This window comes from Ruegeria sp. AI3 (genome assembly GCF_056541245.1).
In genome coordinates, this window is the sequence record NZ_JBQFYA010000002.1 from 360279 (window position 1) to 373490 (window position 13212).

Sequence of the window (13212 nt, forward strand, 5' to 3'; positions counted from 1 at the left end):
CATGTCTAAAAGAATACTTGTCATAGAAGATCAGGCCGACAACAGACGAATACTTCGAGACCTTCTAGGCAGTCACGGCTTCGAAGTGCTGGAGGCCGAAAACGGAGCGCAAGGAGTAGACCGAGCGATTGCTGAAAAGCCCGATCTAATCTTGATGGATATCCAGATGCCAGAATTAGACGGTTACGATGCCACCCGCCAGATAAAGAAGCATCCAATAGGCGCGAACATACCAATCATCGCGGTAACATCCTTTGCTTTGTCTGGCGACGAAACAAAAGCACGGGAAGCCGGATGTGATGACTATGTTACCAAGCCTTACAGTCCGCGTGCTCTGTTGGCCAAAGTCATTACCTTTGTTGGACAGGTCTGAATGAAAAAATGAAAGACCCACCACTCATTTTGATTGTCGATGACAAGCAGGACAATCGCAACCTGCTGACAATGCGACTTAGCGCGCATGGTTATAGTACTGCCGAGGCCGTAGATGGCGAAGACGCTATAGAAAAAGCTACTGATTTGTCGCCCGACTTGATCTTGTTAGACGTAATGATGCCTAAGCTGGACGGTTTCGAAGTCTGTCGAAGATTGAGAATGGATCCCATACTCCCCTTTATTCCGGTGGTTCTGGTAACAGCTCGTTCGAACACTGAAGATATGGTGCAAGGGCTTGAGGCTGGTGCAAATGACTATCTTACCAAACCAGTTGACACAGTCGCACTCCTTGCTCGTGTACGTTCCATGCTCCGAACAAAAGCTTTGCATGACGAAGTGCAGAGCTGGAACAAGGAACTCGAAAAACGAGTAAATCAACAGATTGGTCAGATTGAGCGGTTCAATCGTTTGCGCCGTTTTCTACCAAGGCAAGTGGCAGAAGAAATTATTTCGGTTGGTGATGACAGCGCTATTCTTAAGAACCGAAGAGCGGACATCGTCGTTTTGTTTGCGGATCTAAGGGGATTCTCGACCTTTACGGAAGCCTCTGATCCTCAAGTAGTACTCGAAGCCCTCAACGTATTTCACAATTGCGCAGGTCCACTGATTGAACGACACCAGGGCACACTTGAACGTTTCTTGGGCGATGGCATCGTTGTGCTGTTTAATGCCCCGCTCCGGGCACGCGATCCTACGGGTCAGGCTGTCACCTTTGCGAGCGAGCTGCATGCTGCGGTCGCAAACGCGCTTGGACCCTTTCAAAAGGAGGGATCGCGCTTGGGTCTCGGGATCGGTATCGCCAAGGGTGAAACCACTATTGGCTGTATCGGATTTGAAGGCCGGTTTGACTATGCGGCCATTGGAGAAGTGCCAAATCTTGCAGCTCGCCTATGTGAACACGCGCGAGCTGCCGAAACACTAGTCGATGCGTCGGTTGTCGAAGCGTTAGGAACATCCAAGAAAACGCGATTTTTACGGGATCAAGAATTCAAAGGACTGACCGGAACGGTTCCTGTGTTTCAGCTTCTCAGCTAAGGTACTGTCAACTAATTTGAACCAGCCTCAGCTAGGCTGATAAAGCTGCCGTCTATTCCAATCAACGAGGAACACTCGAAGGTGCCGTCAGACAAATTCTAACTAGTCTCAGCTAGGCCAGTAGCGCTGCCCTTTATGCCGCACTGAGTTCGCGCCACTCTGCGAGAGCGGCGGCTCGAGTCAGCTTGAAGGTGTCTCGGCTGGCTAGCGATCTTTCTTGGTTGAAATGGTTGTAGACCGAGGAATGGACGGAGGCGAGCTTCTGCAAACTTCGCATACGCTTAAAACGCTGCATCGCGCGTTCTCTTCGTCGGAATGGCAGGTGCGAGTTCTCAACGCGATTGTTGAGCCACCTACCCGTCCTTTCTTTTTCGGTAGCGCCAAGCTCTCTGAGAGCGGCCCGGTACGATGCGAAGCGATCCGTGACGACGGTTTCCGACTTACCGTGTCGCTTCGTCAGTGTCTTGAGGAATTTCAGCGCTGCAGCTTTGTTTCGGCGTTTGGTGACAACGGCTTCCACCACCTCACCTTCTTGATCAACAGCACGCCAAAGATAGTGCCGCTTGCCATTCACCTTCACAAAAACCTCATCCACGTGCCACTTCCATTTGAAGTATGCTCTCATTTACCGAACACGCTTTCTTCGGATTTCAGCAGTAAACATCGGGCCAAACCTGTTCCACCAATATCGGACAGTTTCGTGCCTCACGTCGATGCCTCGCTCGTGCAACAAGTCTTCGAAATTCCGAAGCGAAAGCGGGAAACGGATGTATGGTATCACTGCAAGGCGGATCATCTCGGGACTGGTTTTGAAATACTTGAAAGGCGATAATCTTTTCAAAATCGGAGGCTACGCAACACCCCTGCCCCGCTCAACCCAAGTTCCTCTGACAAGGCCATGGCAGCCTTTCTAAGAAATCAAGTTGAAACCTATTGGAGGACTAAATCTCTGAGAACAAAAAAACCGAATTTGCGTGTTCGTCAATTAGGCCTCATAGTTTGCTACACATCCCCAATATTTGAGGGCACGGTGACAGCAGGGCTCGATTTGCTAGTGTGAGTTTGCAACGGCCCCGAGGTACTCACCAATGTAAAGTCAAATTCAAGACTGGTTTCCCAATTCAGCTCGGCCAATTCAGGTCGTGAGCGCGTTGGGCGGATGTTAGGCCGTTCTGGAAATAAGCGTCGTAGTATTCGTTCTCGACCCGATGCGTTTGAAGCCAAACACCAGGTGCGTGAACTGCTTCGCAATGAGCCGGGAATCGCCCGTGTGTTTCGTAAACGTACGTACAGATATCGCGGGCGCATTCGATTATGTCCTGCTCGTATTCACCCGCTTCTTCCAGATACTTGGCACCAAAATCGCCCTTGTAGATTTGGCTGAACAGCGCGTCGTTCTTGTAAATACCGTCGGAACCGAACTTGCCTTCAACAACTGCATCAACTGCCTCGGACATAGACGAATAATAAGGCGGACATTTACCCTTGATCAGGTGCTCTCCATGATGGCGCAATCCCACCGCATGGGCACGGACATGCTTCATCGCCGCAACCGGCAAAGTATGCCAGCGTAGCAGATCCATCAGTCGCCATTTGGGTGTGACATAGTCAAACCCCAACATCGTACCGAATCTGTCGCTGAACTTCGGATCGCCCATCAGAACCGGTGGAGATATCGCGGCGTGAATCCAGCCGCCCAGACCCAGAGCCTCGGTCACAAGAAACAAGTTTTGCACCAGTAGATCAGCCTCGATCTGTGTGCGCATTTGGCCCAAGATCCCCAGCGGAATCTTGATATCCGGGTTCAGAAAACCCCTGTCGATCCACTTTTTGACACCAGCGGGCCGATAAAAATTTCGGTCATCCACGATGACTGGCCGCGCCTTGTCAGGCTGCGTTAGAATGTACATCAACGCGTTGATGTATTGGTGAGATAGATCCACAACCGGGAAGAAAATGGTCGAACCCGGAGTGTTTGACAAAAAGCGATTCGAATCGAGGTAAGCCGGAAAATCACGCATCCCTTCGGGCACGTCAACACGCCGGTCCAGAATTTGCACTTTTGCCTGTTCTGCACGCAGGATCAATACCTCGGGCGTCCAGCTTTCGGTCCCACCTTCAAGAGGTTCAAGCCTGCGCAGAAAGTAGGTACCACTGTCATTAATCATAAAGAAATGCGTACCTTGTGCATTGTCCGGGCTACCAGCGGTGCGCCCCTCCATCACAAGGTTCGGCTTCGACATGATCGGATCGCCGCTTTCGTCGTCGAAAAACGGCCGGTCAGGCATGGTCAGGCCCGTAACGCCGGTTGCGGCAATCAGGATCGCCTCTTGCAGCGGTGAAAGTGGCGAGCGCTCATTCTGAGATTCCCAACTGAGCGAACCGGCGACTACATTCGAACCGCGGCTGACACGCTTGGTTCTGCGGTTCCACAACGTCTGCGCCAGCGGGGCATTCAGAAAGGCGTTCAGCCCATTTTGAACTTTGTCCTTCGGCATTTCATTCCCCCTCAACCACATTCCAGGGCGCAAAGGCCGTCGCATTCTTTGGCAGAACTGTTGCAAACTCGGGGAAATGCCGCAGCAAAACGGATTTCATACCGTTTTTCGCCACCCACTCCATCCCAAGCGGCGTATAGATTTCCGGTCGAAAGTCTGTGGTCAAAAAGCGGTCCGACTGCAACCTGCGCGACGCCATTAGGATAAAGACACGAAACGCCGTGTCCGAGAATCCGAATCCGTCAGGCGGGGTTTCTCCCAACAGGCCAATCACCGTATCGACCTTGTCGATATCGCCATAGAGATCCTTTAGTATTTGATTAGTCTCGGGGTTGGCCGTCAGGTCATCCCAGTTGGTAACACGAGGCATGTGCAGCCCTTCGCGGAACGCGTTGTATCGCGGTACGTGACGGGCGCGCGTGCGGACGATGTCTACCACCGATAAATCGATCAGCTCATCAAAACGTTCGAGGTGTTGTAGGGATTTCGGAAAGTTGTGCAATGTGATCGCACCGGGATGGGCAATACCCTGAGAATAAAGACAATCGCGCAGGCCAAGCTCTCGCAATTGCTGGTCAGTCTCTTCGCCCTGAATCTCCAGAAAGCCACGGCGCGCTTTTTCCTTGCCGGATTGAAAATCATAGAAAATGTAATCGTCCGGGATTAATGGATGCATTCGGTAAACCGTCGCAAATTCTTCCGTCAGGGCGTAGCGCCCGGTGTGGTGATCAGGCTCAGTTTCCGGGATACCTTTAAGCGCGTGAACGTCAGTCAACCAGATGCCCAGGCGCGTCAACCACGACTTAGGCGGGCCGTACCAGTTGGTGTTCATTCCAATATCCAGCGCTTCGGTGCCGAGTATGGCTGGCGTCCATTCGACCGTGTGGATCTTCGCGATCAGGGCCGACACGATGAGGCGGGCGGTTTGATACACCCGTTCTTCGTCCATGTTAGGGTATTCGCGCTGCAACTCGTCGCAAAGAACATTGTGCTCTCGGGCAAACAACGTGTGCAGGGTCGACAGCCCCAGCCACCAGCTTTCGTTAAAGCCGGTCAGCTCAAATCCCTTCACATTCAAAGGGAGGTAGCCGTCTTTGGTCAGCTTTAGCTTGGGTCCGTTACGAAGTTTTTTCGCGGCCTCGGAGTTGACGCCATAAACTTGCGAGCCATCCCACCAATGAGAGTTCTCGTTTGCAAACAGGATCGGATCATCTGCCCCCTCTTTCGGGATGTTTCCGGCGATGCGCATACTACGTTCCGGCTCTCCGTCCGGGCGGTTCTTCCAATCAGGGTAGCCATCTGGGACAGGAACGACGTCATCATCTTCGCCCAGTTTACGCCGCTCGTGCGATACCCAGTCATGGACTTGAAACTGAATCCACGAGGCCGCCAGGATGTTCAGGATTTTGGCAGGGATAAAGGCCTGTCTGTCCATCAACTTCCGGGCTACCTCAATTGGGTTGGGGCTGCCGTCTGGCTGGGCCTGCGATGGCATGTTTCTGCCAAAGGTTGCGCCCGCCGCACCCATCGTCGGATCCGACAGATCGTTATATGTGCCGTCATGAGTACGGTAAACGCGATGTTCGGGGGCAGGTTCAGGCGGCACCGCGCGCGCGCTTGGCACGGTTTCTTCCGGATCGGTGTCAATGAGATTCTTTTGCCTCAGATCATACCTGAGCGCGTCGAGATTGAGCAGCTGAACCAAAAGAAACGGAATTTTGTGCCACGGAATCCTGCGGTTAACGGCGCGCAGTACGGATCGCGCGGCCGTTCCGAAGATTCTATTCTGAACCGGAGGCGGTGCGGCCTTGAACCGTTTGCCCTGCCGGTGCGAGGCGGATGCGTCATAAGCCGCTTTGCGCGCGCGGTTCAAGTTTCCCAAAGGACGGAACTCTTCCGCTGTATTCCACGGATTGAACCCTAGTTGCTCGATTTTCAGCGCCTCGGCTAGGGCCTGCGGTGACGACAGATCGCGCTGAGGCATTACCAATTCCGCCACCTTTATAGGCGGGCTGACCCGTTCGTCCCATTCATGCGCCGCGTCTTCGATAGGTGTTTGATCCTCTGAAACAAACCGCTGAACGAACAGGTCAAACACCACATCACCATTTGCCTGACGTGTGGCGTATTCTGAAGACAGACGCGACGCGCCAGAGTGGGTACCCTTCACCGCCGGCGCATCCGGTGCCGGTTTGAAAACGTACCGCGCCGCTTCGTTTCCCCAGGCAATGGCCCCGCGGCTCCAGTAGCTTTCCATCGCTACGCTGTCACATTCCCTGAGTGCTGTCCGCACGTTGTCAAGCATCCGGCGTGTTTCAGAGAAGCCCAGAACAAAGCACAGGCGCATCAACCCCACTAGCTTTGACAACCTCCCACCGGACACCGCATGTGCGAAGACCACGAACTGGCGGGCATTGCGCGCGTGGGGAACAGGAAAATTCGTGGCCAGTAAGTCATGGTCAACGCCGTCAGCATCGCGAACGCGTACTGCCAATCCACGCAGGTCTTTTTCTTCATCGGATTGGGTTTGCGACGATGCGTTGGAAATCCGCACCATCGCTGGATACCGTTTGCCGGGTATCGCGAACCCCACCTCAAGGTCCTCTGGCAGGTCGTCGACAAACCTCAATTCAGCGCCTTCAAATGCGGCGATTGCCTTTTTATGAAAGGCGCGCTCGACCTTGGGCGCTTTGCCAGCCTTTGCAGACTTCTGCTGTGCTGCCATCATCAGTTCGGCAAGCTGTTTTGTCTCTTTCAACTCTGCCTCGGGCGAGCCTCCGACATACACTTCGCGCCATTTTCGCAGGGAATCCGAGCTACCGTCCATGGTGGCCTCCTGTCTACAACCCGAACCTTGAACGAATGCCTTGCCAGATCGCGGCAAGCACACCTTCGGGATGGGGTGAATAATTCGGCAACGCCAGACGTGTAATCCGCGCGTCAATGAGGGTCGGTTTGCCGCTTGCCAGAGCCGCCGCAAACGCCTTCTCGAACTCGTCGAGCTTGTTGACCACGTATCCATCTGCGCCACAGGCTCGGGCGTAGGCGGCGTAGTCTGGATTGTCGAATTCGACGAGCCCTGTTTTGAAGAAAGCAGACAGCTGATACAGCTTGATCAGCTTGAATTCGCAGTCGTTGAAAATGACCCAAACCACTGGAATGTTGTATTGCACGGCCGTCATCAATTCGAACCCGGTCATCAGGTAAGAACCATCACCAACAGCAGCTACGACCGAACGATTCATCTCGGCATACTTTACACCGATCGCTCCGCACACCCCGATCCCCATCGGACCATAGGTTCCGGGTTTTCTAAAATTCTGGCCTTCTTTCAACTCAAGATAGTAGCCGGCCCAGGCCGCATGTGCGCCAGCGTCTGCCAACACAACACCGCCCGGCGGCAGCATTTGCGAAATCTTTTGAACCATTTCCCCCGGATGCAGTTGCTTTTGCGGGGAAATGATGAAGCGTTCATCGTAATCCTTGGGCCGGTAATCCCGTTCCGGCACGGGTCCTACCGAGGCGTCTAAACGATCATACAGACCTTGCAAGGTCTGTTTCGCATCCCCCAAAACGACGTGATCAGCTTTGTAGAACTTGTCAAACTCACCTGCGTCAATGTTGACGTGAAGCAGGGTCTTGTTTTCGAACAATCTGTCGAAAAAATCGAATGTCGCATGTTGCGCAAATGAGTTGCCGACCGCCAGCACCACATCCGCGTCGTCGAAAAGATCCCACGCTGCCTTGTGCCCTGAATCACAATAGAGCCCTATAGCCAATGGGTTTTCCTCGGCTACGATCCCTTTTCCATCCATTGTGGTCAGCAACGGTATCTGAAACCGCTCGATGAACGCCTTGGTGACATCATTGGCTCCGGCCAGGATCGCCCCAAATCCGGCAAGCATCACGACTTTTTTCTCAGCTTTGATCGCCTTTTCCAACACGCTTGCAGCACGATCCAGCGAAGCCGGATCAGGCGTCACACCAGTCTGCGGCATGCGCAGAGGCCTGAAGTTGGACACTTCGATCTTGGGGTCGGTTATGTCCTCTGCGACGGCAACATGTACTGGGCCAGGGCGACCTTCAAATGCGATTTCGATGGCTTTTTGCAACGTATCGATCAAGTCATCGGGGTCGGTTACAAGAAAATCTGCCGGTTCGCCGGACTGCGGGTCTTTTTTTGTGGCAGCACGAAACATCATCCGCGAATCCGGAGTGCGGGCAAGGCCAGAGGTTTCGTTCAATCCCCCCCTTCCCTGCCATGCCACCGTCGAATACCCGCTGATCGCCAACAAAGGATAGCTGTCGGTCAAAGCCACGCACATTCCTGAAATAAGGTTGAACGCACCCGGACCGGCAGTGGCAAAACACACGCCTAGATTTCCGGTAAACATCGCGTGACCGCAGGCCATGAACGACGCTCCCTGTTCATTTTTGGCTATAATGGGCCTGATCTTTTCCGATGCGTCGAGCGCAAGCATCAAACCGGCTGCATTTTCGCCGGCACCGCCATAAGCGGCGTCTACCCCAATGGTTTCAAGCGCGGCGACAACCGCTTCGTAGACACGCATTCAATACCACCCAATAAACTTTCAACAATATGCTGCGATCATAGCAGAAATTGTCTTTTTAAGAAACAGAGCGCCCGTAAACTCGTGCATAGGTGGCAGGCAAGATACTAATTCTGGCAGCGCAATCGAAAAGCCGGGGTGAATTTAGGTCCCCTTCGCGTCCTAGCGCTGTCCTTTTGACATCAGGTCCGGATTCTGGTCAGCGACCTTTCGAACCACGTCCAGGGCTGTTGGCAAATTGGTCGTATCAATCCCATCCGGCTTTTGATTTGTTTCGTTCAGGTACTCCAGGAAGCGAAGCAAATTGCTCAGCGACTCTCCGTTTTCCGGGTTTACGGACAGGGCATCTGCGAACCATCTTGCGGGATCTCGGTAAGGAGGTGAGACATCGTGTGAACAGCAGAGCATGGCATCCGTCACGCCCAGTGCGTTGCGGTAGTGGGTATCGGTCGGGGACAACGTCGCCGCCTCAAGAAAGGATACGCGCGCAGCCATCCAGTCTTTTTCTTCCGAAGCCTGAATGAACCCTATCAACGCATGGGCCAATGCCCTGAGTTCCGGTTCATTGAGGGTCAACTCACTTTCCAGATAACGCTTTAGCGCGGCCTGTGCCATTTGCACTGTCCCGTCGGACACAGGCGGAAACTCATCGGACAACCGGTTTTGCCGCAGCCTTAGAAACCCGAGCGCACCATTCAGAAAATCAAGTTCGGGCAAGCTACTATGGAACAGATGCGAGGCTTCGGGGTTGATGCGAATGTATCCCTGGTTGGGATGGCCGCCGAACATGTCATCCACCTTGATCCAACCAGGTTCGGCCCCAATTTCAACACTGAACGCTCTTCGCTCGTTCGGCTCAAAGAGCAGCTCGTCGCTGGAGGCCTCAAGATCAGGACTACTGTAGACTTTGCTGGCCTCGATAAACGTAGTGTCGATGCGTTGGAACAACTCTTCGGAAACCACGCGCGGTGCAAAAGTCACGTCGAGCGCAGGTATCGAAATCGACATCGGCTCGCCGGACTGGCCAAGGTAAGCATGCAGAAATTCTTCGGCGAAGTTATTAGAAACAGGTTGCACGGCTTCGTATTGATCCGTGAGACGGCGAAACCCCCGGAGTCTGGACTGAACGAAAATCTGGTCCTCTTCCAAAAAAATGCGACCCTGCAAGAAAACCAGAATTTGCCCCTCACGCAATGGCTGCGACGCCCCGCCTGACAATAACAGGCCCAGAACAACGTCAGGATCGCAAACACCATCTAGGAACATATGTGCGACGACTCCAAGACTACCATAGGTCGGCTGATGCCAGCTATCCAGTTTGAAAAGCCAGCTGAACCGTCGTGCCGTTTTCTGTAGTTTCGCCAGTCGGTCCCCGTCACCTGATGACACATCGGCCGAGGTCGCCAGATACTCCAAAGGAACGATATTTGCTGCAGAGTCCTCAAAAACAAACGGATACTCGCAGGCGGTAAATCCACCAGCCTGAACGGCTCGTGAATCCGACACAACGCCCGCCAGAGACAACAGGGTAGCGGAAACGGCCAACCCTGCACGCGTCATGAATGACCTGATTGCGTGTTCCATTATTGACCTCCTCCATCGGTTTGAGATGGAAGCGGATCAACACAGAGTCCCTTGTCGTCAGCGTCACTTCCGCGAATTTCTCGAAGAATTGGAAGCGTACTCTGGTCACCAAAACTGTCCAGCGTCTGTCGATAAACACGATCCGCCCCTTCGCGAGCGAAATTGCCCAGCGCCTGCCATTCGTCCGGCTCCAATCCAAGGTAGTCAGGCCTTGGTTTTGCTGCGTCAAGCGTTCCGATCGCGTCACAATAAAACGCACGAGAACGTAACAACATTGTCTTTTTCTCTTGGGTTTGAACCACAGAGTCAGCCGCCCTTTCGTGCCGCAATCCCAGCGCCAAAGCAGAGAACAGACGCAACTCGGCATTGCCCCGAAACAGTTTATCCAGCCCTGCATCGATCTGGGCCTGCTCGTAGAGGGCCTCGTGGTAACCCTGCATACGGGGCGGCTCGACGTTATGGAAACCGTAGTGGCGCAGAGGAATGACCACATAGGCCACGATGATGTCACCCCCGCTGACTCTGGCACCGACTTCTAGCAATACCCGTTCGTCGTTCAGAACTCCTGTGACGTCGGCATCATAGGTATTTCGATCCCGCAACTGACGCTGCGGGCAGTAGATCACCTTTGCAAGAGACCCAAGCGAGGCGTCGGCCTTGTCAAAGTGCATTTCGAATGCAGCAAGCAAGGCGCGCCGTCTGCGTTCGCTGATCGGGCTGACCATATCCATCGAACCTATAAGCAATTTGTCGTTTCTTGCCGTGTCATCCGGGCAACCCTGGAGCCCCGCATGCGCGTCCTCACCCAAAAGAAAGATTACGATCAAGCCCACCACAACTCCCCTGCACATCTGCGAGAAGCTCTGTTTAGAAGGTTTGCAATTCACCAGAACATCCACCATTTCTGCGCCCTTTGGTTTGCTCTTTCGATTTGCGCCAAAGCCGCCTGAATTGCCTTTTGAAATTCCGGCTGCGCATCAGCGGGCACCCCTGCATCTGTCAAATCCGCGCCGAGGCGTTCGAGCGGTTCCACAGCGTCGAGGCAACCTACGCTGCCAGCGATTTCGGAAACAGCCTTACGCGTCCCCCACTTGAAAGTTTGGGTCGGATCATCAATCACGCGGATGATGACCTCGCAGGTTTCGTCGTTAGTTGTCAGTCCCGCCTGTTCCAATCCCAACTTTCCCCAGCTGACCTGAAACTCATTTCCATGGTCGATGAATTGGACCAGCGGAAATGCTGCAACACTGCCGAAGCCCCCTAGCGCGAGCGCGGTCGCCTTGGATTTTTCAGCGCTATTCGCGAACTCATCACTGTTTAGGTCTAGAATGTAGGTCTTGAGCTTATCCGCCGTGTCCGCAGTAAATTGCGCTCGCTTAAGATCCAGTTCAACGCTCTGAACCAACAGGTATGCTAGAAAAAATGCGGCCGAGGTTTTGATGAGCGAAGATAAAAGTTCTGCGAACCAGGCCCCGGTCCGTCTGCTTCTGGGTTCGGGCGACGCTGGTCGCTCTGCGTTCCCACCGCTGCGGGCGTAAAGGAGTAGAGCCTCTGATTTTTCAGAAGCGTTTTCCTGGTTATTTGCTCCGTCAACACCCATGGTTTTGTCAGAACTTGCGATCCTGGGACTTGGCCAATCTTATCACAACAAATCAAAATTCAGAAGAATTCCTCCTGAACTCAACTCATGCCAAGCATCTGGGCGCTGTACTTAAAACGGGTCGTCTGGTCCTTCAAAACGGCGACTTCCAACATGGTCGACCGTCAAGCGGTGATTGACTTCAGAAATTGTGTTAAGGATTTCAGAGGGGTTTTCGGCAATTCATGAGGTTGAACATGTCTAACCGCCGGGTGAAACCGCGATATTTTTCGATTGTTTTGCTTCCAGTTCTGATATTCGGTGTTCACAAGCTGATCCAAGATCACATGATCGCATCGGAGCTGGATATCCCGCTTAAGATCCTGAGCGATCAGAACACATGGCTTGAAGCGGTAGGCCGGCTCAGATTTCTTGCAGCATCTTGGTTCTTTGCGGCGCTTGCCGTTCTCGCCGTTGCCGTGCTGGCCCGCAGTTTGGCGCGACCGATGGAACAGCAAACCAGGGTGGCCGCCATAGTAACGACTTTGGCTGTCTTTTTGTTGGCACTGACGCCAACAATCCAGCAGTTTACAACATCCACCGCGCCCCGGATTTACTATCAGGTCGGCAAAACGGTTTTTGAAACGACCTTGGCCAATGGTTCGCTACCCGGTTGCATGAACGCGAATGACACCTGGCTGTTGGGCACTTGCGGTGAAAGCCCTGTATTTTCAATGTTCAACCGGGTTTTGGACATCGTCAATGCACTTGCTGGTCTTTCCGTTGGGGCACTGATTGCCGGTATGATCCTATGTCTGGCCTCCAGAGACAGCCCTGATATCGAAGAGAGAGCCGAAGAACTGGCCGCCAACATGCATCAGATGCGGCAGCAATTGTACCTGTCCAGCCTCATTCTGACTTTCGGCATGTTTTTTGCTTCAAGCTGGATGTACTGGCCCATGCCCCTTATAGAGGACAGCGGAAAGGCCGCCTACGGGTCGCTGGTCAAAGCGTCTGCATTGTTTACCGGAACCTATTTTTGCCTGTTGCTGCTCAGCTTCTATCTTCCGGTTGCTTTGGTTCTGGACAGCCGCGTAAAAAGACTTGCCCTGCGGGCCCGCGGGCGCTCGCGAACCGAAGAAACCTTTGATATCGCCGGTTGGAAAGCCACTCATGGGCTTAAGGAAGGTACGGGCGAAATCCTGCGTGCCGGATTTGCACTTGTCGCTCCGATTCTGGCTTCATTTGCCGGGGGCATAACACCGTTGGCAGTTTGATTGCGCCATGCGCAACCATTTGACTTGGCGCCAAAATTTGTGAACAGTCCACCAAACTGCAACCAACTGTTTTGAGGCGGGAAACTGCCTATTTTTCATGGTCAACTTTCAGTTGTACCGATTTTCTGCTAGTATTTACTCGGACCGAGAGAACCTAGTTCGGTCTGTTTTCATATAAGGAAGTCGTTCGGTTTAACTAGTTTCGTCACAAACACCAATTTCTATTTTGAGAT

The 13212-nt window shown here is 53.3% G+C and carries 9 protein-coding genes and 1 pseudogene; 3 read left to right on the forward strand and 7 right to left on the reverse strand.

Annotated elements, in window-relative coordinates; genetic code table 11:
- The first annotated feature begins 1 nt into the window (after position 1).
- Together ACRZ95_RS05585 and ACRZ95_RS05590 are read left to right on the forward strand one after the other, a co-directional pair.
- Positions 2 to 373 carry a response regulator gene (locus tag ACRZ95_RS05585; RefSeq protein ID WP_170556514.1) on the forward strand — a complete coding sequence of 124 codons (372 nt, stop codon included), beginning with the start codon at positions 2 to 4 and terminating at the stop codon, positions 371 to 373.
- 8 nt (positions 374 to 381) lie between these two features.
- The gene (locus tag ACRZ95_RS05590; protein ID WP_170677366.1) at positions 382 to 1470 is read left to right on the forward strand and encodes an adenylate/guanylate cyclase domain-containing response regulator; all 1089 of its coding nucleotides are present in this window, start codon (positions 382 to 384) and stop codon (positions 1468 to 1470) included.
- Between the two features lie 133 nt (positions 1471 to 1603).
- Here ACRZ95_RS05590 and ACRZ95_RS05595 read toward each other — a convergent pair.
- The 7 genes and pseudogenes from ACRZ95_RS05595 to ACRZ95_RS05625 all read right to left on the reverse strand — a co-directional run bounded on the left by ACRZ95_RS05595 (position 1604) and on the right by ACRZ95_RS05625 (position 11723).
- A pseudogene (locus ACRZ95_RS05595) lies at positions 1604 to 2266 on the reverse strand (IS6 family transposase).
- A gap of 325 nt (positions 2267 to 2591) precedes the next feature.
- Positions 2592 to 3968, reverse strand: a complete 1377-nt coding sequence (locus ACRZ95_RS05600) for a hypothetical protein (RefSeq protein WP_170677364.1) — start codon at positions 3966 to 3968, stop codon at positions 2592 to 2594.
- Between the two features lies 1 nt (position 3969).
- Positions 3970 to 6795, reverse strand: a complete 2826-nt coding sequence (locus tag ACRZ95_RS05605; RefSeq protein WP_170677362.1) for a peroxidase family protein — start codon at positions 6793 to 6795, stop codon at positions 3970 to 3972.
- Positions 6796 to 6808: 13 nt separating this feature from the next.
- Positions 6809 to 8539: a thiamine pyrophosphate-binding protein gene (locus ACRZ95_RS05610; protein ID WP_170677360.1), complete on the reverse strand. Its 1731-nt coding sequence runs from the start codon at positions 8537 to 8539 to the stop codon at positions 6809 to 6811.
- A 162-nt stretch (positions 8540 to 8701) separates the two neighbouring features.
- Positions 8702 to 10123 carry a hypothetical protein gene (locus ACRZ95_RS05615; protein ID WP_170677357.1) on the reverse strand — a complete coding sequence of 474 codons (1422 nt, stop codon included), beginning with the start codon at positions 10121 to 10123 and terminating at the stop codon, positions 8702 to 8704.
- Entirely contained in the window at positions 10123 to 11025 is a 903-nt protein-coding gene (locus ACRZ95_RS05620; protein ID WP_170677355.1) for a hypothetical protein, read from the reverse strand. Before ACRZ95_RS05620 ends, ACRZ95_RS05615 begins: the two co-directional genes overlap by 1 nt.
- On the reverse strand, positions 11007 to 11723 hold the full coding sequence (locus ACRZ95_RS05625) for a hypothetical protein (protein ID WP_170665468.1): 717 nt from the start codon (positions 11721 to 11723) through the stop codon (positions 11007 to 11009). The genes ACRZ95_RS05620 and ACRZ95_RS05625 overlap by 19 nt, the downstream gene beginning before the upstream one ends.
- Before the next feature lie 236 nt (positions 11724 to 11959).
- On the opposite strand from ACRZ95_RS05625, the gene ACRZ95_RS05630 reads away from it, so the two are divergent.
- Complete coding sequence (locus ACRZ95_RS05630; RefSeq protein ID WP_170677352.1) at positions 11960 to 12979, forward strand: hypothetical protein; 1020 nt, start codon at positions 11960 to 11962, stop codon at positions 12977 to 12979.
- Positions 12980 to 13212 lie beyond the last annotated feature (233 nt).